General features: G+C 68.9%; 26 protein-coding genes, 2 pseudogenes and 1 riboswitch. Of the genes and pseudogenes, 16 read left to right on the forward strand and 12 right to left on the reverse strand.

Annotated features, from left to right (window positions below; all coding sequences use genetic code 11):
• Positions 1 to 281 (reverse strand): aldehyde dehydrogenase family protein (locus tag RMN86_RS02205; protein WP_309604190.1); only part of this gene is annotated, 281 nt, incomplete at its 3' end.
• A gap of 352 nt (positions 282 to 633) precedes the next feature.
• Here RMN86_RS02205 and RMN86_RS02210 point away from each other — a divergent pair.
• The 4 genes from RMN86_RS02210 (at position 634) to RMN86_RS02225 (ending at position 2926) form a co-directional block, all read left to right on the forward strand.
• On the forward strand, positions 634 to 1374 hold the full coding sequence (locus RMN86_RS02210; protein WP_309604191.1) for an SDR family oxidoreductase: 741 nt from the start codon (positions 634 to 636) through the stop codon (positions 1372 to 1374).
• Complete coding sequence (gene folB / locus RMN86_RS02215) at positions 1371 to 1742, forward strand: dihydroneopterin aldolase (protein ID WP_309604192.1); 372 nt, start codon at positions 1371 to 1373, stop codon at positions 1740 to 1742. Before RMN86_RS02210 ends, folB begins: the two co-directional genes overlap by 4 nt.
• A gap of 82 nt (positions 1743 to 1824) precedes the next feature.
• Entirely contained in the window at positions 1825 to 2220 is a 396-nt protein-coding gene (locus RMN86_RS02220) for a hypothetical protein (RefSeq protein ID WP_309604193.1), read from the forward strand.
• 10 nt (positions 2221 to 2230) lie between these two features.
• A complete protein-coding gene (locus RMN86_RS02225) occupies positions 2231 to 2926 on the forward strand; it encodes an isoprenylcysteine carboxylmethyltransferase family protein (RefSeq protein ID WP_309604194.1) in 696 nt (231 codons plus the stop codon).
• A gap of 4 nt (positions 2927 to 2930) precedes the next feature.
• Here RMN86_RS02225 and RMN86_RS02230 read toward each other — a convergent pair whose 3' ends face one another.
• Positions 2931 to 3818 (reverse strand): branched-chain amino acid aminotransferase, encoded by an 888-nt coding sequence (locus tag RMN86_RS02230; RefSeq protein ID WP_309604195.1) that lies wholly within the window; start codon positions 3816 to 3818, stop codon positions 2931 to 2933.
• 95 nt (positions 3819 to 3913) lie between these two features.
• On the opposite strand from RMN86_RS02230, the gene RMN86_RS02235 reads away from it, so the two are divergent.
• Both RMN86_RS02235 and RMN86_RS02240 read left to right on the forward strand, forming a co-directional pair.
• Complete coding sequence (locus RMN86_RS02235) at positions 3914 to 4594, forward strand: response regulator transcription factor (RefSeq protein WP_309604214.1); 681 nt, start codon at positions 3914 to 3916, stop codon at positions 4592 to 4594.
• Positions 4594 to 5952 (forward strand): ATP-binding protein, encoded by a 1359-nt coding sequence (locus RMN86_RS02240; protein WP_309604196.1) that lies wholly within the window; start codon positions 4594 to 4596, stop codon positions 5950 to 5952. The genes RMN86_RS02235 and RMN86_RS02240 overlap by 1 nt, the downstream gene beginning before the upstream one ends.
• Before the next feature lie 4 nt (positions 5953 to 5956).
• Here RMN86_RS02240 and proC read toward each other — a convergent pair whose 3' ends face one another.
• The 3 genes from proC to RMN86_RS02255 all read right to left on the reverse strand — a co-directional run bounded on the left by proC (position 5957) and on the right by RMN86_RS02255 (position 7886).
• Positions 5957 to 6751 carry a pyrroline-5-carboxylate reductase gene (proC, locus tag RMN86_RS02245; protein WP_309604215.1) on the reverse strand — a complete coding sequence of 265 codons (795 nt, stop codon included), beginning with the start codon at positions 6749 to 6751 and terminating at the stop codon, positions 5957 to 5959.
• Positions 6752 to 6980: 229 nt separating this feature from the next.
• Entirely contained in the window at positions 6981 to 7484 is a 504-nt protein-coding gene (locus tag RMN86_RS02250) for a YbjN domain-containing protein (protein ID WP_309604197.1), read from the reverse strand.
• Positions 7485 to 7628: 144 nt separating this feature from the next.
• Positions 7629 to 7886 carry an accessory factor UbiK family protein gene (locus RMN86_RS02255; protein WP_309604198.1) on the reverse strand — a complete coding sequence of 86 codons (258 nt, stop codon included), beginning with the start codon at positions 7884 to 7886 and terminating at the stop codon, positions 7629 to 7631.
• A gap of 123 nt (positions 7887 to 8009) precedes the next feature.
• Here RMN86_RS02255 and lgt point away from each other — a divergent pair, with 123 nt between their 5' ends.
• The 7 genes from lgt to pth all read left to right on the forward strand — a co-directional run bounded on the left by lgt (position 8010) and on the right by pth (position 14301).
• Positions 8010 to 8846, forward strand: coding sequence for a prolipoprotein diacylglyceryl transferase (gene lgt / locus RMN86_RS02260; protein WP_309604199.1), 837 nt, complete (start codon positions 8010 to 8012; stop codon positions 8844 to 8846).
• Complete coding sequence (locus tag RMN86_RS02265) at positions 8833 to 9909, forward strand: SAM-dependent methyltransferase (protein ID WP_309604200.1); 1077 nt, start codon at positions 8833 to 8835, stop codon at positions 9907 to 9909. Before lgt ends, RMN86_RS02265 begins: the two co-directional genes overlap by 14 nt.
• A complete protein-coding gene (gene pgeF / locus RMN86_RS02270) occupies positions 9906 to 10673 on the forward strand; it encodes a peptidoglycan editing factor PgeF (RefSeq protein WP_309604201.1) in 768 nt (255 codons plus the stop codon). The genes RMN86_RS02265 and pgeF overlap by 4 nt, the downstream gene beginning before the upstream one ends.
• A 70-nt stretch (positions 10674 to 10743) precedes the next feature.
• On the forward strand, positions 10744 to 11679 hold the full coding sequence (locus RMN86_RS02275) for a ribose-phosphate pyrophosphokinase (protein WP_309604202.1): 936 nt from the start codon (positions 10744 to 10746) through the stop codon (positions 11677 to 11679).
• Positions 11680 to 11805: 126 nt separating this feature from the next.
• Positions 11806 to 12864, forward strand: coding sequence for a hypothetical protein (locus RMN86_RS02280; protein ID WP_309604203.1), 1059 nt, complete (start codon positions 11806 to 11808; stop codon positions 12862 to 12864).
• A gap of 130 nt (positions 12865 to 12994) precedes the next feature.
• Positions 12995 to 13648: a 50S ribosomal protein L25/general stress protein Ctc gene (locus RMN86_RS02285; RefSeq protein ID WP_309604204.1), complete on the forward strand. Its 654-nt coding sequence runs from the start codon at positions 12995 to 12997 to the stop codon at positions 13646 to 13648.
• Between the two features lie 32 nt (positions 13649 to 13680).
• Complete coding sequence (pth, locus tag RMN86_RS02290) at positions 13681 to 14301, forward strand: aminoacyl-tRNA hydrolase (protein ID WP_309604205.1); 621 nt, start codon at positions 13681 to 13683, stop codon at positions 14299 to 14301.
• Positions 14302 to 14303: 2 nt separating this feature from the next.
• On the opposite strand, the gene RMN86_RS02295 is transcribed toward pth, so the two are convergent.
• The 4 genes from RMN86_RS02295 to RMN86_RS02310 all read right to left on the reverse strand — a co-directional run bounded on the left by RMN86_RS02295 (position 14304) and on the right by RMN86_RS02310 (position 17349).
• The gene (locus tag RMN86_RS02295) at positions 14304 to 15014 is read right to left on the reverse strand and encodes an amino acid racemase (protein WP_309604206.1); all 711 of its coding nucleotides are present in this window, start codon (positions 15012 to 15014) and stop codon (positions 14304 to 14306) included.
• A complete protein-coding gene (locus RMN86_RS02300; protein ID WP_309604207.1) occupies positions 15011 to 16030 on the reverse strand; it encodes a D-cysteine desulfhydrase in 1020 nt (339 codons plus the stop codon). The genes RMN86_RS02295 and RMN86_RS02300 overlap by 4 nt, the downstream gene beginning before the upstream one ends.
• 38 nt (positions 16031 to 16068) lie before the next feature.
• Complete coding sequence (locus RMN86_RS02305; protein WP_309604208.1) at positions 16069 to 16455, reverse strand: hypothetical protein; 387 nt, start codon at positions 16453 to 16455, stop codon at positions 16069 to 16071.
• 72 nt (positions 16456 to 16527) lie between these two features.
• The gene (locus tag RMN86_RS02310) at positions 16528 to 17349 is read right to left on the reverse strand and encodes an enoyl-CoA hydratase (RefSeq protein ID WP_309604209.1); all 822 of its coding nucleotides are present in this window, start codon (positions 17347 to 17349) and stop codon (positions 16528 to 16530) included.
• 125 nt (positions 17350 to 17474) lie between these two features.
• Positions 17475 to 17581, forward strand: a riboswitch (TPP riboswitch).
• 57 nt (positions 17582 to 17638) lie between these two features.
• Here RMN86_RS02310 and thiC point away from each other — a divergent pair.
• Positions 17639 to 19477: pseudogene (gene thiC / locus RMN86_RS02315) on the forward strand (phosphomethylpyrimidine synthase ThiC).
• 4 nt (positions 19478 to 19481) lie between these two features.
• On the opposite strand, the gene RMN86_RS02320 reads toward thiC, so the two are convergent.
• Positions 19482 to 20555, reverse strand: coding sequence for a phage tail sheath C-terminal domain-containing protein (locus tag RMN86_RS02320; RefSeq protein WP_309604210.1), 1074 nt, complete (start codon positions 20553 to 20555; stop codon positions 19482 to 19484).
• 87 nt (positions 20556 to 20642) lie between these two features.
• Here RMN86_RS02320 and RMN86_RS02325 point away from each other — a divergent pair, with 87 nt between their 5' ends.
• Both RMN86_RS02325 and RMN86_RS02330 read left to right on the forward strand, forming a co-directional pair.
• Complete coding sequence (locus RMN86_RS02325) at positions 20643 to 21389, forward strand: pentapeptide repeat-containing protein (RefSeq protein ID WP_309604211.1); 747 nt, start codon at positions 20643 to 20645, stop codon at positions 21387 to 21389.
• A 280-nt stretch (positions 21390 to 21669) separates the two neighbouring features.
• Positions 21670 to 21855, forward strand: a pseudogene (locus tag RMN86_RS02330) (helix-turn-helix domain-containing protein); the annotation flags it as partial.
• Positions 21856 to 21909: 54 nt separating this feature from the next.
• On the opposite strand, the gene RMN86_RS02335 reads toward RMN86_RS02330, so the two are convergent.
• On the reverse strand, positions 21910 to 22278 hold the full coding sequence (locus tag RMN86_RS02335) for a YccF domain-containing protein (protein WP_309604212.1): 369 nt from the start codon (positions 22276 to 22278) through the stop codon (positions 21910 to 21912).
• Positions 22279 to 22447: 169 nt separating this feature from the next.
• Positions 22448 to 23215 carry a PEPxxWA-CTERM sorting domain-containing protein gene (locus RMN86_RS02340; protein ID WP_309604213.1) on the reverse strand — a complete coding sequence of 256 codons (768 nt, stop codon included), beginning with the start codon at positions 23213 to 23215 and terminating at the stop codon, positions 22448 to 22450.
• Positions 23216 to 23334 lie beyond the last annotated feature (119 nt).

The raw sequence follows: 23334 nt of genomic DNA on the forward strand, positions 1-23334 counted from the left end.
GCGCCCATTTCCTCGGTCACCGCGGTGGCCAGGTCGCCGAAGCGCTTCTGGTACTCGGCAAGGATCCTGCCCAGCACTTCCAGGCGCTCCTCCCGCGTGGTCTGGCTCCAGCTGGCGAAGGCCTTGCGGGCGGCCTTGACGGCCTTATCGACGTCGGCGGCGTTGCCCATGGCGATGTGGCCGGCGACCTGCTCGGTGGCCGGGTTTTCGACCTCGTGGGTCTTCAGTTCGGTGGGCTCCACCCACTTACCGTCGATGTAGAACTTAAGGTACTCGCGCATGACGTCCTCCCGGGATCGTTGGAAATGTTGCGGGCGCCGGTTGGAACGGTCCGTCCGGCTTCAAAATCCACCATAGTGATCGGCGCTAGCGGGGAGAAGTCAGATTCCCTAATCACGCGCCGGCAAGACCCTACGGCCGATCATGGCGGTTGGATGACCGCCGCCACTGCGTCATCGCGAGTTGCCACGCCACGGCCCGCTCGCTAAAGCCGCTGCATCGAGCCTTCGGAGACTGTTCATGCTGGCCATCGCCGCCATCGCCATCTTTCTCGCCGTCATGGCCGTGCTGAATCGCATCGATTTCGGCCGGTTCGACTGATTTGACCCGGGATCGCCCGGATGACTGAACCCCATGGTTGAGCGAGGCGCGGCCCTGATCACCGGCGGCGCGCGGCGCATCGGCCGCGCCCTGGTCGTCGCCGCCGCTGATGCCGGCTACGACGTCGCTATCCACGTCCGCAGCATCGACGACGAGGCCGAGGCCGCCGCCGCGGACGTCCGCGCCCGGGGCCGCAAGGCCGCCATCCTCGCATGCGACCTGCGCAAGGAAGCCACGACGGTGGCCCTGGTTGGCGAGGCGGAGGCCGAACTCGGCCCGATCACCCTTTTGGTCAACTGCGCCAGCGTCTTTGAGGAAGACGCCTTCGCCGACATGAACCGGGCGTCCTGGGACGCGCATCTGGAGACCAACCTGCGCGCGCCGCTGGTCCTGGCCCAGGTTTTCGCACGCCGCCTGCCGCGGGGCCGCGACGGACTGATCGTCAACCTGCTGGACCAGCGGGTGTTGAACCCGTCGCCGGCCTTCTTCTCCTATGCCCTGTCCAAGGCCGCGCTGTGGGACGCCACCCGGATGATGGCCCAGGCGCTTGGCTCGCGAATCCGGGTGAACGGCATCGGCCCGGGTCCGACGCTGCCCTCGATCCATCAGAGCCAGGCGGCTTTCGACGCGGAGGTCGCGGCGACCCTGCTGCGGCGCCCCGTCAGCCCGGCCGAAATCGCCCAGGCCCTGCGCTATCTGATCGACGCGCCCTCGGTCACCGGCCAGTTGATCGCCGTCGACTCGGGCCAGCATCTGGCGTGGACATCGTCATGAACGCGGGCGTGCGCACCGTCATGACCAGGGTCTTCGTCACCGGCCTGAAGGTGCAGGCGGAGATCGGCGTCTACAAGCACGAGATCGGCCGTGTCCAGCCTCTGGTGGTCGACGTGGAGCTGGATGTGCCCACCGCCGGCGCGCATCGGCTGGCCGAGACCCTGAACTACGAGACCATTCTGAGCGCCGCCCGCGACATCGCCGCCCAGGGGCACATCGAGCTGGTGGAGACCTTCGCCGAGCGCCTTGCGCGCGCCTGCCTGGCCGACCCCCGCGTCACCCAGGCCCGGGTGCGGGTCGAAAAGCCCCTGGCGCTGGCGCCGGACGCGGTGGGCGCCGGCGTCGAGGTGACCCTGGTCCGCGCCTGAACAAACGGTCACTGGCGTTCAGACGAGATTGCGGCATCATCGCCTTGAACCATCGCCCTCGGGCGCGCGGGAGGCTGAGCTGATGACCGACTATCCTGACTATGGCGCGACCGAGGATCGCACCCTGCCGGCCGTCTGCTACGGCCTCTATCTGCTGGCCTTCGCCACCGGGGTCACCGGGATCATCGGCCTGATCCTGGCCTATGCGAACCGCGGCGAGGCGAGCCCTTCGATGCAGAGCCACTATGCATTCCTGATCCGCACCTTCTGGATGGGCTTCGTCTGGATGCTGCTCTCCGGCATGGTCCTGGGCGTGGGCCTTCCGCTCAGCTTCATCGTTATCGGCATCCCCCTGCTGATCCTGGCCAAGATCATGTTCGCGCTCGGGGCGGTCTGGTACGGCCTGCGCTGCGTGGTCGGCGTGATCTACCTGTCGCGCGGCGAAGCCTATCCGCGGCCCTACGCCTTCCTGGTGTGAAGCCGGAACGATGGCCGCCGGGGCGAGACTGATCCCCAAACTGCTGTTCCAGCTCGCCGTGATGCTGGCGCTCTATGGCGCGCTGCTGTTCGGCGGCGCCGGGACCTTGGACTGGCCGTCCGGCTGGGCATTCCTCGCCGTGTTCGGGCTCTGCAGCGTGTCGGTCAGCCTCTGGCTCGCCTTCGCCGATCCGGATCTGCTCGAAGAACGCATGAAGCCGCCGGTGCAGAAGGCGCAGAAGACCTGGGACAAGCTGTTCCTCCTGACCGTGGGCGTGGCGTTCCTGGCCTGGATCTGCCTGATGGGCGTCGACGCCCGGCGCTTTCACTGGTCGCACGCGCCGCTGGGTCTTCAGCTGTTCGGCGCGGTCCTGCAGGTCCTCAGCTATGCCGGCATCGCCTGGGTGTTCCGGACCAACAGCTTCGCCGCCCCGGTGATCAAGATGCAGCAGGAGCGCGACCAGCGGGTCATCTCGACTGGCCCCTACGCCTTCGTGCGCCACCCGATGTACGCCTTCGGATCGCTGAGCTTCTTCGCGGGCCCGATGATCACCGGATCGCTCTGGGCGCTGGCTATCCTGCCGATAATCTTCCTCGCCCTCCACCTGCGCACGCTTGGCGAGGAGAAGATGCTGCGCGCCGAGCTCGAGGGCTACGAGGCCTATGCCCGGCGCGTGCGCTGGCGGTATGCGCCGGGCGTCTGGTGAGCGATCAGGCGGTTACCCGCTCGCGGCGGACCATGCTTGCGTAGTCGTCAGCCAGGCTCAGCGAGATATTCCCCGGCGTGAAGCTGTAGTCGCCGATCTGCGACACCGGCGTCACCTCAGCGGCGCTGCCGGTCACGAAGCACTCGGTGAAGCCCGTAAGCTCCTGTGGGCGGATGTGGCGTTCGATCACCTCGAAGCCCTTGGCCCGGGCGAGCCTGATCAGCGACTGGCGCGTGATGCCATTGAGGAAACAGTCGGGAAGGGGCGTGTGGATCACCCCGTCAGCCACGAAGAACACGTTGGATCCGGTGCTTTCCGCCACATAGCCCCGGTAGTCGAGCATCATGGCGTCGGTGAAGCCGTCCTTCTCCGCGGCGTGTTTCGAGATGGTGCAGATCATGTAGAGGCCGGCGGCCTTGGCGTGGACCGGCTCGGTCTCCGGCGAGGGCCGCTTATATTTGGCCCAGCACATGCGGATGCCCTTGGCCTTCTCGGCCGGGGAGAAATAGCTCGGCCAGTCCCAGACCGCGATCGCCACGTGGATCTTGGTGTTCTGGGCCGACACCCCGATCATCTCCGAGCCGCGCCAGGCGATGGGGCGGATATAGGCGTCGGTCAGGCCGTTGCGGGCGCAGGTCTCCTTGCAGGCCTGATCGATCTGCGCCACCGTGAACGGGATTTCCATGTCCAGGATCTCGGCGGACTTGAAGAGACGCTCGGTGTGCGCCGTCAACTCATAGATCTCACCCCCGTACATCCGCTCTCCCTCGAACACCGCCGAGGCATAGTGCAGGCCATGCGTCAGTACGTGCACCGTCGCCTCGCGCCAGGGCACGAACTGGCCGTCCAGCCAGATCCATCCATCGCGGTCGTCGAAGGGAACGAGAGACATGAGAGGGTGACCTCCTTTCAGAAGGTTCTTCTTGAAACCTCCGCGGGCGCCCCCGTCAAACAAAATGGCGGTTTGCGGTGAGCGGGCCGGCGCGGATGCGCCACCTGCTGATCGTCGACGACGACGACCGCATCCGGGAGCTGCTGAAGGAATACCTGGCCCGGGCCGGCTTCCGGGTGACGGCGGCGTCGGGCGGCGCGCCGGCAAGGCGCCTGCTGGCGGCGATGGATTTCGACCTCGCTGTCTTCGACGTGATGATGCCGGGCGAGGATGGGTTCTCGCTGACCCGCTGGCTGCGCGATCGGAGGCCCCCCGCCGGCCGGACGCCCGTGTTGATGCTGACCGCGATGGGCGAGGCCGCCGACCGGATCGAGGGCCTGCGGCTGGGCGCTGACGACTATCTGGCCAAGCCGTTCGAGCCTGAGGAGTTGCTGCTGCGTATCGAGGCCATCCTGCGCCGCGCCCAGGACCGACCCGCGCCGGGGGGATCTGTGTCGCTCGGCCGCTGCCGCTTCGATCCGGACCGTGGCGAGCTGATCTGTGACGGCGCGCTCGTGCGGGTAACCGAGGCCGAGGTGGCCCTGCTGCGCCTGCTGGCCAGGAGCCCCCACGCGGCGGTCGAGCGGCTGGAGCTGGCGCGCGGCGCGGGCGATCCCTCGGGCCGGGCGGTGGACGTGCAGGTCACCCGCCTGCGGCGCAAGATCGAGGCCGATCCCAAGGCGCCGCGCTATCTGCAGACGGTGCGCGGCGTCGGCTATCTGTTGGCGCCGGACTGATGCGGTTCTCGTCGCGATTGGTCGCCCGCTGGCTGAGGCGGCAGATGCCGAAGACGCTGTTCGGCCGCTCGCTGCTGATCATCGTCCTGCCGGTGGCGATCATGCAGATCGCGGTGACCTATGTGTTCTTCGACGCCCATTGGCAGACGGTGACCAGTCGACTGTCGGAAGGGCTGGCCGGCGATATCGCCTGGGCGGTGGAAAGCTATCGGGACGACCCGACACCGGCCGCCTTCGCCCGGCTGTCCAAGCGGGCCGAGGACTCCATGAGCCTGTCCATCGCCCTGCAGCCGGGCCGACGGCTGCCGGCCGGCCGGCGCGACGCCCCGGTGCTGGTCCAGCCGTTCGTGGCGCCGATCGACCAGCTGTTGCAGCGCGCGCTTTCCGAGCGCCTGGACCAGCCCTTCTGGTTCGATACCACCCGCTATCCGGCCTATGTCGATATCCGCGTGGCGGTTCCGGGCGGGGTGATGCGGGTGCTGGCCCCGCGCGACCGCGCCTTCGCCACCCAGGGCCATATCTTCGTGCTTTGGATGACCGTGGCGACGATCCTGCTGACAGGAATCGCCATCCTGTTCATCCGCAACCAGGTCCGCGCCATCGAGCGGCTGGCCAACGCGGCGGAGGCCTTCGGGCGAGGCGGCGACGTGCCGGCCTTCAAGCCGCAAGGGGCAAGGGAGGTGCGCCGCGCGGCAACCGCCTTCCTGGCCATGCGCGCCCGCATCCAGCGGCACATCGATCAGCGGACGACGCTGTTGGCCTCGGTGAGCCACGACCTGCGCACGCCGCTCACCCGGCTCAAGCTGGCGCTCGCCCTGGCCGAGCCCTCCAAGCGCAACGCCGACATGAAGCGCGACCTGGCCGAGATGGAGCACATGATCGACGAGTACCTGGCCTTCGCCCGCGGCGAGGGCGGGGAGACGGTCGAGACCGTGATCCTGCGCGACCTGCTGGAGGCGGTGAGCGAAGGCGCGGTGCGGGCCGGCGCCCAGGTGAAAGTCACGGTTGATCCTGACCTCACCGCCAAGGTGCGTCCTAACGCGCTGAAGCGGGCGCTGGCCAACCTGATCATGAACGCCGCCGGACATGGCGAACACGTCGAGGTCGCGGCCCGGGCCAGGGCGCAGGGCGGCGTGGAGATTTCCGTGGACGACGACGGTCCGGGCATACCCGAGGCGCGCTATGAGGTGGCGTTCAAGGCGTTCGGACGGCTCGACGAGGCGCGCAACCAGAACACCAAGGGCGTCGGCCTGGGCCTGGCCATCGCCCGCGACGTGGCCCGCGGCCACGGCGGCGACATCATCCTGTCCCGCTCCCCGCTCGGTGGTCTGAGGGCCGTGGTGCGCCTGCCGGGGTAGGGCCCTATCCCCCGAGCTCGCGGGAGCGGCGCGTCGCGCACGCCACCGCCTCGCGCAACAGCGGCGGCAGGCCGTGTTCGCCCAGCAGGACGTTCAGCGCCGCCTCGGTGGTGCCGCCGGGCGAGGTGACCTGGCGGCGCAGGTCGGCGGGCTCGGCGCCGCTCTCAGCCAACAGCGCCGCGGCGCCGACGATGGTCGAGCGCGCGAGCTCGCTGGCCTGCTGGGTCGAAAGGCCGGCCGCGGCGCCGGCGGCCTCCAGGGCCTCGACGAAGGCGTAGTGATAGGCCGGCGCCGAGCCGGACACGCCGGTGGCCGCATGCATCTGGCTCTCCTCGGCCAGGTCGACGACGGTTCCCAGCGGCTCGAACAGGGCGCGGGCCCGCGCGCGCGCGCCGGCGTCCTCGGCGTGCAGGCTGGCGGTCCCGTGGCCGATGGCCGCCGCCGTGGTCGGCATGACCCGGGCCACTGGGCGGCCGGCGAAGTGGTGGGCGATGTCGCGCGCGGCCACGCCGGCGGCGATGGAGACGATCACCGCCTCAGGGTCCAGCAGGCCGGCGTATTGCCGGGCGGCCTCGCGCCACATCTGCGGCTTCACCGCCAGCACCACGGTGCGGGCGGCGGCCAACTCGGCGTCGGGGGGATTGAGCCGGGCGCCGGCGGCCTGCGCCCGCAGCGCCGCCTCGCCAGGGTGCGGATCGACAATCATCAGCTGGGCGGCGTCGAACGTTCCCGCCCGCGCCCAGCCGTCGAGCATCGCCCCGCCCATGCGGCCCGCGCCCAGCATCAGAATAGGTGTGATCATCGGCGGGACCGTAGAGGGCCAACCCCCACGGTGTCATCCTGGTTTCGCGCCGTCTCCAGCGGTCATCCCGGAATCGGCGCAGCCGATGTCCGGCATCCATAGGCGCGACCGATACCGGATGAGTCCCAGCACGGCCGCGGCAGGGCCATCTTCCCCAGGGCGATCATGGGTTCCGGTCTTCGCGTGCGCGAAACCGAGTTGACCTACAGAGGACGGGTGGCGGCGCCTAAGCCTCGCCCACCGTCTCGAACATGCAGGCCGCGACCGCCTCGGCCGGGGATTTGCCGCCCTTGGTCAGGAAATCGAAGGCCGGATAGAAGCGATCGGCGCCCTCGACGGCCACGTCGATCATCGCCGCAGCCTGCGCCAGGCTGGGCTGCTCGCCGGTCATCAGCGCCATCCCGTGGCGGAAGATCACCTCGCCGTCGTCCCACAGCTCGAAATGCCCCAGCCAGACGCGCGGATTGACCTGAGCGATCAGCTCCTGGGCGGCGATCCGCTGGTCGGCGGTGACGGTCAGGTCCATGGACAGGCACAGCTGCAGGCAGTCCCCCTCGGGCCGCCAGGCGAACCACAGCTCATAGTCCTTCCAGTCGCCGGCCAGCGAGAAGGCCAGGTCGCCGTCCTCGGTGCGGTCGAACGGCAGGTTCTCCGCGGCCAGCACATGCTCCACGACGTCGAGCGGATCGGAGCCGATCTGGACGGTGTCGTCAGACGGTAGGGTGTCCATTTGACCCATGGTCCTTTCGCAGCGGGCGGGGAGCAGACGGCCGCCCCCGAATCGCCTGCGATATTGAAATTAGTCTGGTTCGCGGCCGCGGCGTCACCCGGTTCGTGCCTGGGGTGAGCCACATTCGCGTGTGGTGGCGCAAATTCAGACCCTGGCCGCGGGCTTTGGCTTGGCGGCGGGCCTCTTGGTGGGCGTCAGGGCCTCAATCTCGGCCCTGAGCGCGGCGACCTCGGCCTTCAGCGCCTCGAAATCGTCGCGGCGGATCAGGTCGAGTTCGGCGGCCATGCGGTCGGCCTGGGCGCGGAAGGCGCCCTTGGCCTCCTCGCCGGCGGCCTGGGCCATGCCCATCGCCGCGGTGGTCAGCTTGGCCATCTCGTCAAGAAAGGGGTTCTGGGTCTGCATGTCCGGCTCTGTGCGGCGGGTTTCAGGCCCCGCCAAGCCCTCTATATGGCGGACAAGGGTCGAAAGCGAAGGTCTTCTCGTCTAAAGGCACTGGCAGCCTGCAACCAAGGGACCATGCCGCCCGTGCCATTTCCGCATATCGACCCGGTGCTGGTGCAGATCGGCCCCTTCGCGATCCGATGGTATGCCCTGGCCTATGTGGCGACCATTCTGCTGGGCTGGCGCTACGTCGCCGCCATCGTCGGCAACCCCAGGCTCTGGGTCCATCGCGCGCCGCCGGCCACCGCGGCGCAGATCGATGACCTGATCCTGTGGCTGACGCTGGGCGTGATCGTCGGCGGGCGGCTGGGTCACGTACTCTTCTATACGCCGACGTTGATCTGGACCGACCCCTTGGAGATCTTCAAGACCTGGCACGGCGGAATGAGCTTCCATGGCGGGGCGCTGGGCGTGCTGCTCGCCGGCTTCCTGTTCGCCCGGCGGCACGGGATCAACCCCTTGAGCCTGGGCGACGTGATCGTCGCGGCCGAGCCGATCGGCGGCTTTCTGGTCAGGATCGCCAACTTCATCAACGGCGAACTCTGGGGTCGACCGACCCACGTTCCCTGGGGGATGGTGTTTCCGGACGGGGGACCGCTGCCGCGCCATCCGAGCCAGCTCTATGAGGCGGCGCTGGAGGGCCTGGTGCTGTTCGCCGTCCTGCGCTGGGCGACCCATGGCCGTAAACTGCTCAACCGCCCTGGGGTGGTGATGGGGATATTCCTGACGGCCTACGGCATGATCCGCATCGGCCTGGAGACTGTGCGCGAACCGGACAGCTACATGCCGCATTTCCCGCTGGGCCTGACCATGGGGATGATGCTGTCGACGCCGATGCTGCTGGTCGGCGTCTACCTGATCTGGCGCGGGATGCGCGCGCCCTTGCCGGTGATCGGCCAGGGCGCAGATGAGTCTGCTTGAACGACTGGTCGCCCAGATCTCCGCCGGCGGCCCGATGGACGTCGCCCGATACATGACCCAGTGCCTGCACGATCCCGATTTCGGCTACTACGCCACGCGGCCGGCTCTGGGCGAGGCCGGAGACTTCGTCACCGCTCCGCTGATCAGCCAGATGTTCGGCGAGCTGGTCGGGGTGTGGATCGCTTCGTCCTGGGAGCTGATGGGCCGCCCCGATCCCGTGCGCCTGGTGGAGATCGGGCCGGGCGACGGGACCCTGATGGAAGATGTCCTGCGCACCGTGCGTCATGCGCCGGGGTTCCGGGAGGCGGCCGACATCTGGCTGGTGGAAATCTCCGAGCCGCTGAAGGCCCGGCAGCGCAAGCGGCTGGGTGAGGATTTGCGGTGGACCGCCAGCCTGGCGGAGGTTCCCGACGGCGCGCCGCTGATCCTCATCGCCAACGAGCTCCTCGACTGTCTGCCGGCGCGGCAGTTCGTGCGCACCGCCATCGGCTGGGCCGAGCAGGTGGTGGGACTGGGCCCGGACGCGGGGACCCTGGCCTTCGGGCTCGCCGCGACGCCTGCGGGCGGGTTGCTGCCCGACGCCGTGCCCGGCCAGGTCTATGAGCAATCCGCCGCCCAGGCCGCGCTTGGGGCCGAGCTGGGCGCTCGCGTCGCCCGCGACGGCGGCGCCGCGCTGCTGATCGACTACGGCCGCGCCGAGCCCGGCTTCGGCGACACCTTGCAGGCGTTGAGCCGCCACCAGAAGGTCGATCCCCTGGAGAGCCCTGGCGAGGCCGACCTGACCGTCCACGCGGACTTCCCGGCCGTCATGGTCGCGGCGCGGGAGCAGGGGGCCCAGACCGCGATCCTGACACAGGCGGCCTTCCTGGCCAGGCTTGGCATCGGGGAACGGGCCGAGACCCTGGTCCGCGCCCGGCCCGGTCGCACCGGAACCCTCGGCCGCCAACTCAACCGGCTGCTCAGCGCCGAGGAGATGGGCGAACTGTTCAAGGCCTGCGTGATCCATTCGCCCGACTGGACGCCGCCCGCGTTTGAGGACGAAGTCTTGGAAGACGGGGTATGACGCTTCCGGTCCTCACCTCGCGCCTCCTGGAGGAAGCCGGCGTGCGCCACGCCTTCTTCACCCGCGCCGGGGGAGTCTCCGAGGGGATCTATGAGAGCCTCAACGTCGGCCTGGGCTCTGCCGACGATCCGCGGGCCGTGGCCGAGAACCGTCGCCGCTGCGCCACCCACTTCGGGGTCGATGGCGTGGTCACCGCCTATCAGGTCCACTCCGCGCTCGCCGTGACCGCCCAGGGCGCATGGCTGGACGACCCGCCCCAGGCCGACGCCGTGGTCAGCGCCACGCCGGGCGTGGTCTGCGGGGCGCTGGCCGCCGATTGCGCGCCCGTGCTGCTGGTCGATCCGCAAGCTGGCGTGGTCGCCGCCGCCCACGCCGGCTGGAAAGGCGCGCTGGCCGGCGTCGTCGAGGCGACGGTGGCGCGGATGGTGAGCCTGGGCGCCGCGCGCGGCCGCCTGCGCGCCGCCGTCGGGCCCTGTATCGGACCCAGCTCCTACGAGGTCGGCCTGGAATTTCGGGAGCGATTCGTCGCCGTCGATCCGGACCATGGCCGGTTCTTCGTCGCCGGCGCTGCACAGGACAAGCGGCTGTTCGACCTGCCGGGCTTCGTCCTTGGCCGTCTCGCCGCCGCCGGCGTCGAGACACGGGAATGGACCGGCCAGGACACCTGCGCCGATCCTGATCGGTTCTTCTCCAACCGTCGCGCCTTCAAGCGGGGCGAGCCCGACTATGGCCGGCTGCTCTCGGCGATCATGCTGGCGCCGTAGCGTCACGCCTTGCCCGCACCCGCGCGGCTGCTACAAGCCCCGCCCATAGCGAACCTTCTGTGGGGGCCCGATGAAGCTGCTGGCCGGCAACTCCAATCGAACGCTGGCGGAAGCCGTCGCGGCGCATCTCGACCTGCCGCTGACCAAGGCCCAGGTGAAGCGGTTCGCCGATAACGAGGTCTGGGTGACCATCGACGAGAATGTCCGCGGCGAGGACGTCTTCGTGATCCAGTCCACCAGCTATCCGGCCAACGACAATCTGATGGAGCTGTTGATCTGCGTCGACGCGCTGAAGCGGGCGTCGGCTCGGCGGATCACCGCGGTGATGCCCTATTTCGGCTACGCCCGGCAGGACCGCAAGACCGGCGGCCGCACCCCCATCTCGGCCAAGCTCGTCGCCAACCTGATCACTCGCGCCGGCGCCGACCGGGTGCTGACCATGGATCTGCACTCCGGCCAGATCCAGGGCTTCTTCGACATCCCCACCGACAACCTGCTGTCCGCGCCGATCCTGGCCGCCGACATCAAGGCGCACCATGCCAAGACGTCGGAGCTGATGATCGTCTCGCCCGACGTTGGCGGGGTCGTGCGCGCACTGGCGCTGGCCACGCGGCTCAAGGCCGAGCTTTCCATCGTCGACAAGCGCCGCACCGGACCGGGCAAGAGCGAGGTCGCCAACATCATCGGCGATGTGTCGGGCCGCCGCTGCATCCTGTTCGACGACATGATCGACGGCGGCGGGACGCTGACCAACGCGGCCCAGGCGCTGGTCGACAATGGGGCCTCCGAGGTCTCGGCCTATGTGACGCACGGGGTGTTGTCCGGCGCGGCTGTCGAGCGGGTGAACGCCTCCATCCTGAAAGAACTGGTCATGACCGATTCGATCTCGCCGCCAGACCGCGCCGGCGATGGCGGCAAGATCCGCTATGTGAGCTGCGATCGGCTGATCGGCGAGGCGATCCGCCGCATCGCCAACGAGGAGTCGGTGTCCAAACTGTTCGATTGAGATCGTTACCTCGCCCGGCAAAGCTTGCTCAGAAAGCGTTTACCGTGCGACTCCACTCTGCTGTCGGGGGACGAACGCAAGAGTGACGCCCAATTTGCCTTGGGGCGTCCGGGAGAATGCCTTCCGATGACCTCCGCCACGCTGATCCGCCATTCCCGTCGTCTGGCGGCCATCGCCTTGGTCGCGCTGCTCGCCGGATGCGCCGGCCCGGCCCCGCAGGCTCCGCCGCCGTCGCCGCCCGTCGCCGCGGTTGTTCCGCCCATCAGCCTGTCGCCGCGCGTGATCGAGCAGGCCAGCGCCTATCGCGCCTATGTCAACCATGCCAGCAGCATCTCGCCGGCCTTCGCCGACGGCGGCGGCGTGGCCCAGGCGGTCCGCACCGGCTCGGCCTATGAACCCAAACAGCTGCTGCGCGGCGCCATAGCCTATGGCGCGCTGGCGGCCTTGCAGGACGCGGCCTTCGTCGCCGGTGTCCGGAAATTCGTCTCCGATCCGGACCAGCGCCGCACCATCGCCTACGAGATCATGAAGGATCCGACCTATGCCGTGGGGTTCTCCGGGTCCGCCGGGGCCGCGGGTCGCGTGGTGGCCGCGCTGGCCGACGACGGCCAGCGGTTGCTCGACACCGGCCGATCGGTGAAGCAGGCGGCCTACGATGTGCAGCACGCCGCCTGGTCGAAGGCCGACGTCCAGGACCGCGAGGCCCGGCTGGCGCAGGCCAAGCAGCTGTCGGCGACCGCCACGCCTGGCGAGATGGCCGAGACCGCCCTGTTGCAGCAGGCGGTGACCGGCGGCGCGCCGTTCGGCCAGGCCACCGAGGCGCTCAGTCCGCCCTATCCGCCGGTTGTGGTCCGCAGCCTGGCGGTGGCCGCCCTGGCCGCGCTGGGCTACGCCGATGACGCCAGCCTGGCGCAGGTCATGCCAATGCTCAGCGAGGTCAACTCCGCCCAGTGCCTGAACATGTCCAAGCTCAACCTCTACCAGTGCCTGGCGGTGGCCAAGCCGCACTACGAGGACATGTTCTGCATCGGCCAGCATATCCTCATGGATACCGGCCGCTGCCTGATGAAGGGCGCGGGCGTGATCGATTCCCTGGACGCCAAGGCGCTAGCCGTGGCCCAGGCCGCCGCCCTGACCCCGGCATCGGCCACGATCACGGCGCGCTCACGCTCGAAAAGGCGCTGAGGATATAACCCGTCTGCCCGTTGCGCCGGACGGGGCTTTTGTGTATCTACGCGCACCTTTCGGCCTGACCCGGCCGTCATTTGCGTCGCCGCGCACCCTTCGCGCGGCGGTTTCGTTTTGAGGCAAGGCCATGGCCGAGATCGTATTGAACGTTGAAGTCCGCGAGCGGACCGGCACCGGCGGCGCGCGCGTCGCCCGTCGCGCGGGCCTGGTGCCCGGCGTTCTGTACGGCGGCGACAAGGACCCCGTCGCCATCTCCGTCAAGATGAACGAGTTCCGCAAGGCGCTCTACACCGGCAAGCTGCTCGGCCACCTGGTGACCCTGAAATACGGCGAGGAAACCCAGCCGGTGATCGCCAAGGCGGTCGACATGCATCCGGTCACCGATACGCCCTGGCACTTCGACCTCTATCGGGTCGATGCGCACCAGCAGATCAAGATCAATGTGCCGCTGCATTTCAGCCACCAGGACGAGGCGCCCGGCATCAAGCGCGGCGGGACGCTCAATGTGGTGTTCCACGACGTCCAGGTCTCCTGCTTCGCCGACCAGATCCCGGAAGAACTGGTGGTCGATCTGACCGGCCTGGACATCGGCGCCTCGATCCGCGTCTCCGACCTGAAGCTGCCCGCCAACGTGACCGCCGCGATTCCCGTCGAGACGGTGGTGGCGACGATCTCCGGCGCCTCCTCGCAAGCCGATGCGGACGACGCCGCTGACGCCGCGACCAGCGAAGTCGCCGCGACCGAAGCCGCCGCGGCGGCTGAAGAGGGCGGCGAGGCCTAGTCCTCGCGTCCCGGGTTTCTCTCGGGGGGCCAATGCTGCTGATCGCCGGCCTGGGCAACCCGGGCCAGACCTACGCCCGCAACCGCCACAACATCGGCTTCATGGCGGTGGACGAGATCGCGCGCCGGTGGGACTTCGGGCCCTTCCGGGCCCGGTTCCGCAGCTTCGTCGCCGAAGGCGCGATCCCGACGCCCTCCGGCGAGCGGGTGAAGGCGCTGATCCTCAAGCCGCAGACCTTCTACAACGAGGCTGGCCGCGCGGTCGGCGAGGCGTTGCATTTCTTCAAGATCGATCCGGCCGACCTGGTGGTCTTCTACGACGAGATCGACCTGGCGCCGGGCCGCTTCCGGATGAAGGCTGGCGGCGGGGCGGCCGGCAACAACGGCGTGCGCTCGATCGCCGCCCAGGTGGGCCCCTACTTCCGCCGCGCGCGGCTGGGGACCGGCCATCCGGGCGAAAAGGAGCTGGTCCAGGGCCACGTGCTCTCCGACTTCCACAAGACGGACCTGAAGTGGGTCGAGCCGCTGATCCAGGCGGCCGCTGACGCCGCGCCGCTGTTGGCCGCCGGCGAGGATGAGAAATACCAGACCGAGGTCATGCGCCTGGCGCCCGCCCAGAAGGCCGACCCGCGCAAGCTCGCCCGGGGCGACTGACCTCAGGCCATCGCGGGCAGGGGTTCGCGGCCCAGGCAGACTGCCACGCAGCGCCGCGCCAGCAGTTCTCCCGGATCGATGAGCGGCGCGCGCAGGTCGGTGGCCCTCAGCACCAGCGGCGCCTCGGTGCAGCCGGCGATCACCGTCTCCGCCCCCGCCGCGGCCAGGTCGGCGGCATAGCCGACCATCTCGCGCCGCACTGCCTCGCCCGTGTCGCCGGCCTTGATCTTGTAGATCGTGGCCATGAACTCTTCCTGCCGCTCGGCGTCGAGGGTGACCAGCCCCATGGCCTGGGCGGCGAGGTATTCCCGGTAGAGCCGCAGGCCGCCCCGCGTCGCCAGCACGCCGACCCGCCGGGCGCCGGTGTCGCGGGCGGCCTTGGCGCCGGTCTCGATCATGTCGATCAGCGGCAGGCCGCAGGCGCGCTGGATCAGCCCGGCGTGGGCGTGGGCGGTGTTGCAGGCGATGGCCAGCACCTCGGCCCCGGCCCCCGCCAGCCCGCCGGCCATTTCGGCCAGCACCACGCCGGCCTCGGTTCCCGGGACATTGCGGTCGGGGATCTTGGGGTTGATGTCGACGATGACGCGGATGTGGTCCTGATCGGACCGGGCGGGGGTGAAGGCCTGCAGCTTGGTCAGGAAATCCAGGGTCGCGGCCGGCCCCATGCCGCCCAGCACGCCCAGCACCAGGGAGGTTGAGGCGGCCTCGGTCACTGGAGGTGGCCGTCCATCACCGACTGATAGGCGAACAGGCCCTGCGCCCCGCCGGTGTGCAGGAACACCACTGTCTCGCCGTCGAACCGGCCGGCGCGCGACAGCGCGATCAGTCCCTTCATCGCCTTGCCGGTATAGACCGGGTCCAGCAGCAGGGCGTCGGTGCGCGCCGCCAGCTTCAGCGCCGCGATCACCGCCTCATCCATGATCCCATAGCCCGCGCCCACATAGTCGCAGTCGGCGACCACCATCTCGCGCGTCACCCGGTCGGCATGACCCAGCAGGGTGGCGGTCTCCACCGCCAGCCGGAACACATTGGCTTCCTGCACGTCCCGGGGCGCGCGCACGCCGATGCCGAGCACGGGAATGTCGGCCCCCATCACCGCCAGCCCCGCGACCAGACCGGCCTGGGTGCCGGCGCTGCCGGTAGCGGTGACGACGCGGTCGATCTCCAGGCCCATGTCGTTGGCTTGGCTGACCAGCTCCATGGCGCATTCGGCATAGCCCAGCGCGCCGATGGCGTTCGACCCGCCGCCGGGGATCACATAGGGGCGCCGACCGAGGGCCGCGACCTCGGCGGCCACCTGGGCCAACGCAAGGGTCATGTCGGTTCCGGCCGGGACATGGCGGATCTTCGCGCCCATCAGCTCGTCGAGCAGGACATTGCCGGAGCGAATGTAGTCGACGGCGTCCGATCCTGTCCGCGCCTCCAGGATCACCTCGCAGCTCAGGCCAAAGCGGACCGCGGCGGCCACCGTCTGGCGCACGTGGTTGGACTGCACCGCGCCTTGCGTCACCAGGGTGTCGGCGTCGTTGGCCAGGGCCTCGCCCAACAGGTATTCCAGTTTGCGCGTCTTGTTGCCGCCGCCGGCCAGGCCGGTGCAATCGTCGCGCTTGACCCACAGCGCCGGTCCGCCGCCGCCCGGCGTCATCAACGCCTCCGTAAGCCGGGGCAAGGGCTCCAACGGGGTCGGCAGGTGGGCGAAGCGGACCGGATTGAAGCGGGCGAGATGCATGGCGCCTCGCCTAGCGCAAATTCAGGCGCGGGGCGAGGTCAGGGCCGGACCTTCTTTGGCAAGGCGGCGACTTCCTTCGGCGTCAGCTTGGCGATTTCCGAGACGATGCAGCGCGACAGGCCCGAGGGGCCGGCGCTCAGGTCCAGGTCGAGCGGCCGGCAGATCTGGCTGGAGCCCATGAAATTGCGCAGCACGATCGGATCGGACGAGAACGACGCCGCCAGGCAGTTGTTGCTCATGCTCACCCGATAGACGGCGCGTCCGGCGACATCGAAATAGAGCGTCCGCGCATCGCCCACGGTGTGGTTGCGGATGTCGCGGGTCTGGAAGCACGGCGTGGCCGGCGCCTTGACGTCGGCGGCCTGCGCGGGCGCGGCGAGGATCAGGGCGCTCGCGGCGCCGATCGGGCCAAGGGCGATCTTCATGGTGTGTCTCCTGTCCGGTGAGAACCTATCACTTCGTCGCCGGCTGCGCTGAACCGCGCCTGAACGCGGCGGCTACCGACCTTCGAACACTGGCGCGCGCTTGTCGACGAAGGCCCTGGCGGCTTCGCGGTGGTCGGCGGTCTGGGCCGAGTGGACGTGGTGGGTGGCTTCAAGGTCCAGGCAGTCGTCCCAGTCCCCGGCCATGGCGCGGTTGAGGTTCTCCTTCATGTAGCGGAAGCAGATGCTGGGTCCGTCGGCGAGCCGGCGGGCGACCTCCCGGGTCTTCGCCGCCAGGTCCTCAGGCGAACAGACCCAGTTGGTCAGGCCCAGGCGCAGCGCGTCCTCGGCGCTCACCCGGTCCGACAGGAAATACATCTCGCGCGCCTTGGCTGACCCGACCAGCTGGGTGAGGAAATAGGAGCCGCCGTAGTCGCCAGCCAGCCCGACCTTGGCGAAGGCGGTGGTCAGGATCGCATTGCTGGCCATGATCCGCAGGTCGCAGGCCAGCGCCAGCGACAGCCCGGCGCCGGCCGCCGCGCCGGGCAGGGCGGCCAGGGTCGGCTTGGGCATCTTGAACAACTTTCCGGCGGTAGCGCGCTGGTTCACCCGCTGGCGGTGGATGGCCTCGTCGAGGCTGGGGCCCGATCCGCCACCGCTATTGCGGTCGTTCATGCCCTTGACGTCGCCGCCCGCGCAGAACCCCTGGCCCGCGCCGGTCAGCACCACGCACTTGACCGCGGGGTCCAGCTCCGCCGCCGCAAGCTGCTGGCCCAGCGCCTGGTTCATCGCCTCGCTCATGGCATTTCGCGCGGCCGGCCGGTTGAGCGTGATCGTCAGCACGCCGGCGTCGAGGTCGGCCAGCAGGTCCGAGGTCCCTGTCTCGAGTTTCGTCATGGCTTGGTTCCTCCCATTGTCTTGTTGGCGGCGACCCTAGGCCCTGACCCGCGGGGAACGGAAGCCTTCGCCGTCGCCAGACCTGAACTCCAGCCTTTCCGGCAAGCCGCATCGGGCCTAACATCAGAATCTCCTCGGGGGGCCGCGCCAAGCGGCTGAGAGGCGGGTGATCCCGCGACCCGTCGAACCTGATCCGGGTCATGCCGGCGAAGGGAAGGAAGCGGTTTCCGACCCCTTCGCCCGTGGTCCGTCCACCGAGCCCGCAAGCTCACGGCAGAGGCCACACGCCATGAACAAGCCCATCGCCAATCTGGAGCCCAGGCAGATCCCAACCGGCGAACGCCCGGGCTCGCGCAAGGTCTATCAGTCCGGCGTGCTGTGGCCCGACATCCGCGTGCCGTTCCGCGAGGTCGCTGTCCATCCGTCCGCCAACGAGCCGCCGCTGACGCTCTATGATCCTTCCGGCCCCTACACCGATCCGACCGCCAGCATCGACATCGAGAAGGGCCTGGCAAAGACCCGCGAGCCCTGGGTGGTCTCCCGGGGCGACGTCGAAATCGTTGAGATCCCCCGCGAGGTGAAACCCGAGGACAACGGCTTTGCGAGGGGTACGCACCTCGCGCCGCAGTTCTCGGCGCCCCGCCGCGTCTATCGCGCCCGGCCCGGCGCCAACGTCACCCAGCTGGAATATGCGCGGCGCGGGATCATCACCGCGGAGATGGAATACGTCGCCATACGCGAGAACCTGCGCCGCCTGGAGAGCGACCCCTTCATCCGCGACGGCGAGGATTTCGGCGCCTCGATCCCCGATTTCTGCACCCCGGAATTCGTCCGCGAGGAGATCGCCCGCGGCCGCGCCATCATCCCGGCCAACATCAACCACACGGAGCTGGAGCCGATGATTATCGGCCGCAACTTCCTGGTGAAGATTAACGCCAACATTGGCAACTCCGCGGTGCTCAGCCACGTCGCCGACGAGGTCGACAAGCTTGTTTGGGCGACGAGGTGCGGCGCCGACACGGTCATGGACCTGTCGACCGGCCGCAACATCCACAACATCCGCGACTGGATCGTGCGCAACTCATCCGTGCCGATTGGAACTGTGCCGATCTACCAGGCCCTGGAGAAGGTCAACGGCGTGGCCGAGGACCTGACCTGGGAGGTGTTCCGCGACACCCTGATCGAACAGGCAGAGCAGGGCGTGGACTACTTCACCATCCATGCGGGCGTCCGACTGGCCTACGTCCCGCTGACCGCCAAGCGGGTGACCGGCATCGTCAGCCGCGGCGGCTCGATCATGGCCAAGTGGTGCCTCAGCCACCACAGGGAGAACTTTCTCTACGAGCACTTCGAAGACATCTGCGAGATCATGAAGGCCTACGACGTGTCGTTCAGCCTGGGCGACGGCCTGCGCCCCGGCTGTATCGCCGACGCCAATGACGCCGCCCAGTTCGGCGAGCTGGAGACCCTGGGCGAGCTCACCCGGATCGCCTGGAAGCACAATGTCCAGGTGATGATCGAGGGCCCCGGCCACGTGCCGATGCACAAGATCAAGGCCAACATGGACAAGCAGCTCGAGGTCTGAGGCTAGGCGCCCTTCTACACCCTGGGTCCGCTGACCACCGACGTGGCCCCCGGCTACGACCACATCACCTCGGCCATCGGGGCCGCCATGATCGGCTGGTTCGGCACGGCCATGCTTTGCTACGTGACGCCCAAGGAGCACCTGGGTCTGCCCAACCGCGATGACGTCAAGGTGGGCGTCATGACCTACAAGCTGGCCGCCCACGCCGCCGACTTGGCCAAGGGCCATCCGACCGCGCGGGCCTGGGACGACGCCATCTCCCGCGCCCGCTTCGAGTTCCGCTGGGAGGACCAGTTCAACCTCGGCATCGATCCGGAAACCGCCCGCGAATACCACGACGAGAGCCTGCCCAAGGAGGCGTTCAAGACCGCCCACTTCTGCTCCATGTGCGGCCCCAAGTTCTGCTCGATGAAGATCAGCCAGGACATCCGCGCCGACGCCGCCCGACAGAACGATGTGGCGACCGCCGGGATGGCCCAGATGGCCGAGAAATTCCGCGAAAGCGGCGGCGAGATCCTGGTCCCGGTTCCGGCGGCGGAATAGTCGCTCACCCGGGCGGCGTGGCCCTCGCGCTGATCTGCAGGATCACGAACTCGGCGGGCTTGAGCGGCGCGGTTCCCACCTCGACGATCAGCCGACCCGCCTCGATATCGGCCTCCGTCATCGTGGTCGCGTCGCAGCGCACATAGTAGCCTGTGCGCGGGGTGGCCCCCTGAAACGCGCCGGCCCGCCAGAGCTCTGCGAGAAAGCTCTCGACGCTCTGCCGCACCGCGGCCCACAGCGGTTCGGCGTTCGCTTCAACGGCGGTCCATGTCAGGCTCTCGCCCAGGCTGCGCTCCAGAAACAGCGCCATGCGACGCACCGGAACGTATCGCCAGTCCTCCTCCTGGGCGGTTCCGCTGGCCAGGGTTCGTGCGCCCCAGATGACCACCTGGCCGCCGGGCAGCCGCCGCAGCGGATTGAGTCCCTGCAGCGCGAGCGCCGCGCTCTCGGCCGAAGTCAGCTGGGTCGCCAGCCAGGTCACGCCCTGGAGCACGGCCTCGATCCCGCTGGCCGCTTTCCAAAGGCCGCGCGTCCGCTCCAGCCGGACCATGGCGCCGGCCACCGCGCCGCAGTTCGTCGTGGGTTGCCCCGCGCCTGCGCCCTGGATGTGCGGGAAGGTGGCCATGGCGTTGGGGTGGCGCAGCGCCGCGGCGTCGTTCAGCCAGGCCTGCGCGGACGCCGCGCCCGTCACCGTGGCGGGCAGGTCGAGGATCAGCAAGGCGCCACGCGCCTCGGCATAGGCCAGCGCGCCGGCCTGCGCCGCCAGACCGGTCTGGCCGGGCAAGGCCATCAGGTCGATCCGGGGCAGGGCGTCCAGCGCCCGCAGGCCCCTGGACCCATCTTCCGCTCGCACGACCCAGACCCCGTCGCCACCGTTGCCCAGGAACAGGGACACCGCCATGCCGAGGTCGCCGGCGTCGGCGAACGGTCCGAACGTGGTCTCGAAGTCCGCCGGTCCCCCAATCCGCACCGCTGTGTCCGCCGGACCCGCGCCGCCCGAACCGACGAAAGCCGTCATCGTGGGCGCCACGACGATGAGTGGCGGATCTGACAGCGGGCTTGCGACGGCGCCGGGCATGTGGACCCCTTGTGAGGATCAAAGACTAGCAGTCGCCGGCGTGGCCTGGCCGCTCGCAAATCCGTGAACGGTCAGTAGGGTGAGCGGATGGACAGTCCTGATCTCGCCGCCGGCGGCGCCTACGCCGACCTCGACCTCTCCGGCGTTGAGTTCGCCGAGCGTAACCTGGAGGGCGCGGCCTTCACCGCCTGCACGTTCACCGACCTCCAGCTTTCGGCGGTGATCCTGCAGGGGGCCAGCTTCACCGAATGCAAGATCACACGCTGCCGGTTCGCCCACGCCGACCTGCGCGAGATCACCTTCACCCGTTGCGACTTCGCCGACCCCGACAGCCATTCCGGGGTTCAGATCGCCTTCAGCCAGCTTGACCACGCCCGGTTCACCGCCTGCGATCTGTCGTTCGCCGACCTTGACCGCTCCAGCTTCTATGACGTGGTGTTCGACAACGCCAACCTGCGCGGCGCCCGGTTTCATCGCGCCGACTTTTCGCGGGCGTTTGGCGGCAAGGTGGTCCGCACCACCGCCACCTTCACCGCCTGCAATCTGGAACTCGCCGATCTGTCCGACGCCCGGCTGGCCACCTGCGACCTGGCCGGATCGAACCTGCGGGAGGCCGATCTCACCGGGGCCGACCTGACGGGCGCCAACCTGACCGACTGCGATCTCTTCCAGGCGCTCACCGCCGGGGCCATCCTGACTGACGCTGACCTGCGCGGCGCCCACGTCTCGGGCCTGCACCTGGCGGGCCTGGCCGCCTATGACGGCCTGAAGATCACGCTGGCCCAGCAGCAGACCCTGCTCACCGCCCTTGGCCTCGATGTCCATGCCGACTGACGCGGCCTGTGATGGGCGTCACATCCGCCGCCGGCCCTTTGTGTGACTGGAAGGCGTGCTGGACGACGGCCCTGGGGCTGGGGCTCCGGCTGAAAGGGGCGACGCCAGACCCTCCCCCGCTGTCGCGTCGCCCCTTTCTTTCCGACCCTCGCCTACACCCGGGCCCTGGCGCGGGTTCTTCGCTCCGCATAGTCCAAACGCGTCATGCGCGCCGTGACCCGGGGCTCTACGTCTCGCAGCGCGAGCCAGGTGAGCTTGGCGCGTGCGAGGGGCGCAATCGATGGAGCGGATCAGGCGGCACATTGCCGGGCGGTTGCGTCAGCGCCGGCGCGAACTGGACCTGACCCAGACCGCCGTGGGTCGGGGCTGCGGCGTTTCGTTCCAGCAGATCGCCAAGTATGAAACCGGCGTCAGCGCACCCTCGGCCGCCCAGCTGTTCGCGCTCGCCCAGGCTCTGGCGACGCCCGTGACCTATTTCTACGAGGGTCTCGACGGTGATCGGGCGGACCAGAGCCAGGCGTCAGGCCTCGACCACCGCCTTGCCGACGGGGGTCACCGACAACATCGCCAGCTTCACATGCTGCCAGGCGAACGGGATACCGATGATCGTCACCGCCAGGCCGACGGCCAGCACCAGGTGATGCAGCGCCAGCCACCAGCCGGCCAGGATGAACCATAGGATGTTGAGGATCAGGCTGGTCGGCCCGGTGTGCCGGTCGATCACCAGCTTGCCGAACGGCCAGTAGCTGAAGCCGGCGATGCGGAACGCCGCCGGCGTCCAGGGCAGGCCGACCACCGTAATCGCCAGGATCGCCCCGGCCAGCAGCCACAGCGTCCCGGAAATCCATCCGCCAAACACAAACCACAGCATGTTCATCAGCAATCGCATGGGGTCACTCCGCGGAGCCCGCAGCCGTAGCATGGCGCCCGCGGAGTGCGACACATCTACATCGGGCTCTCACAACCGGGACGCCACGGCGCCATGGGTTGCGCAATCCAGGGCGAGGCCCACCCCGATCCGTTGCTGCACGGAGCGGGGCGCAACCTTTGGCTTGGTGTCAGGCCCGGGCGCCGCGGATCACGCGATTGCGGCGCAGCACGACCCCGAGGCCGCCCATGCCCAGGATCATCATCGCCCAGCTGGCCGGCTCCGGCACGCCGCCGCCGGTCAGGGATACGCCGTCGAGCACCGCGATCGGCGGCAGCCCGCGCGGGGTTCCGATCGACAGGAAGCTCAGGGTCTGGGAGGTCGAGATCGCCTTGAACTTGAAGGTCTGGTTCATCCAGCCCGTGAAGCCCTTGCTGGGATTGGCGACGAGCGGGGTGAACGCCGTATCGCCACCGAAGCTCACCTTCAGCATCTCGGTGGTCGCGCCCACCCGGTTGGCCAGCTGCGCCGCGCCCCAGTTGAACTTCAGGGTGTAGGTGTTGCCGACGGTCAGGCCGTTCACCGTCTGCGAAATCTGTCCGCTGGCGACCGGATCGCCGTCGAGGCCGACAAACGCCCCGCCGTTCGGGCTCAGCGTGTTGAGGCTCGAATAGAAAAAGGTCCGAGGATCGCCAAATTGATTGGCGGCGGAATCGGCCAAGGTCGTCGGCGTGCCCCCGGCTCCGTGACCAAATCCGTACCAGAATTGCAGATGCGTGCCGCCCAGGCCTGTCCAGTTGGCCACGCCCTGGCCGCCGAACCCGGCGCCGAACTGGCTGTTGGTGGCGTAGCTGGCGGTTTCGAAGCCGCCGTTCTTGATGAACTCAACGGCGTTTGCCGCTGTCGCTGCTGTCGCGGCCATCGCGGCAGCCGCCAATATGTTGATAAGCTTGACCATTGCCGCACTCTCTACCAGCCCATGCGGGATGCCTGGGAACCTGATCGCCTAACCGCTTCCTCGATCTGAGGTTCCGGCGCGCCGCAGGAAAGATGGCGAAATCCTGGTGAATGTTCTGG

The sequence above is a fragment of the Phenylobacterium sp. genome (genome assembly GCF_031360265.1).
In the GTDB taxonomy this organism is placed as follows: Bacteria; Pseudomonadota; Alphaproteobacteria; order Caulobacterales; family Caulobacteraceae; genus Phenylobacterium.

Excerpts from the sequence above, each read along its gene's own strand:
- RMN86_RS02335 (WP_309604212.1), bottom strand. The coding sequence starts at position 22,278 with ATGCGATTGCTGATGAACATGCTGTGGTTTGTGTTTGGCGGATGGATT.
- RMN86_RS02305 (WP_309604208.1), bottom strand. The coding sequence starts at position 16,455 with ATGAAGATCGCCCTTGGCCCGATCGGCGCCGCGAGCGCCCTGATCCTC.
- RMN86_RS02285 (WP_309604204.1), top strand. The coding sequence starts at position 12,995 with ATGGCCGAGATCGTATTGAACGTTGAAGTCCGCGAGCGGACCGGCACC.
- RMN86_RS02255 (WP_309604198.1), bottom strand. The coding sequence starts at position 7,886 with ATGCAGACCCAGAACCCCTTTCTTGACGAGATGGCCAAGCTGACCACC.
- RMN86_RS02325 (WP_309604211.1), top strand. The coding sequence starts at position 20,643 with ATGGACAGTCCTGATCTCGCCGCCGGCGGCGCCTACGCCGACCTCGAC.
- RMN86_RS02230 (WP_309604195.1), bottom strand. The coding sequence starts at position 3,818 with ATGTCTCTCGTTCCCTTCGACGACCGCGATGGATGGATCTGGCTGGAC.
- RMN86_RS02340 (WP_309604213.1), bottom strand. The coding sequence starts at position 23,215 with ATGGTCAAGCTTATCAACATATTGGCGGCTGCCGCGATGGCCGCGACA.
- RMN86_RS02225 (WP_309604194.1), top strand. The coding sequence starts at position 2,231 with ATGGCCGCCGGGGCGAGACTGATCCCCAAACTGCTGTTCCAGCTCGCC.
- RMN86_RS02235 (WP_309604214.1), top strand. The coding sequence starts at position 3,914 with ATGCGCCACCTGCTGATCGTCGACGACGACGACCGCATCCGGGAGCTG.
- RMN86_RS02220 (WP_309604193.1), top strand. The coding sequence starts at position 1,825 with ATGACCGACTATCCTGACTATGGCGCGACCGAGGATCGCACCCTGCCG.
- pgeF (WP_309604201.1), top strand. The coding sequence starts at position 9,906 with ATGACGCTTCCGGTCCTCACCTCGCGCCTCCTGGAGGAAGCCGGCGTG.
- RMN86_RS02280 (WP_309604203.1), top strand. The coding sequence starts at position 11,806 with ATGACCTCCGCCACGCTGATCCGCCATTCCCGTCGTCTGGCGGCCATC.
- RMN86_RS02310 (WP_309604209.1), bottom strand. The coding sequence starts at position 17,349 with ATGACGAAACTCGAGACAGGGACCTCGGACCTGCTGGCCGACCTCGAC.
- RMN86_RS02210 (WP_309604191.1), top strand. The coding sequence starts at position 634 with ATGGTTGAGCGAGGCGCGGCCCTGATCACCGGCGGCGCGCGGCGCATC.
- RMN86_RS02275 (WP_309604202.1), top strand. The coding sequence starts at position 10,744 with ATGAAGCTGCTGGCCGGCAACTCCAATCGAACGCTGGCGGAAGCCGTC.
- RMN86_RS02320 (WP_309604210.1), bottom strand. The coding sequence starts at position 20,555 with ATGCCCGGCGCCGTCGCAAGCCCGCTGTCAGATCCGCCACTCATCGTC.
- RMN86_RS02300 (WP_309604207.1), bottom strand. The coding sequence starts at position 16,030 with ATGCATCTCGCCCGCTTCAATCCGGTCCGCTTCGCCCACCTGCCGACC.
- RMN86_RS02240 (WP_309604196.1), top strand. The coding sequence starts at position 4,594 with ATGCGGTTCTCGTCGCGATTGGTCGCCCGCTGGCTGAGGCGGCAGATG.
- RMN86_RS02250 (WP_309604197.1), bottom strand. The coding sequence starts at position 7,484 with ATGGACACCCTACCGTCTGACGACACCGTCCAGATCGGCTCCGATCCG.
- RMN86_RS02265 (WP_309604200.1), top strand. The coding sequence starts at position 8,833 with ATGAGTCTGCTTGAACGACTGGTCGCCCAGATCTCCGCCGGCGGCCCG.
- folB (WP_309604192.1), top strand. The coding sequence starts at position 1,371 with ATGAACGCGGGCGTGCGCACCGTCATGACCAGGGTCTTCGTCACCGGC.
- pth (WP_309604205.1), top strand. The coding sequence starts at position 13,681 with ATGCTGCTGATCGCCGGCCTGGGCAACCCGGGCCAGACCTACGCCCGC.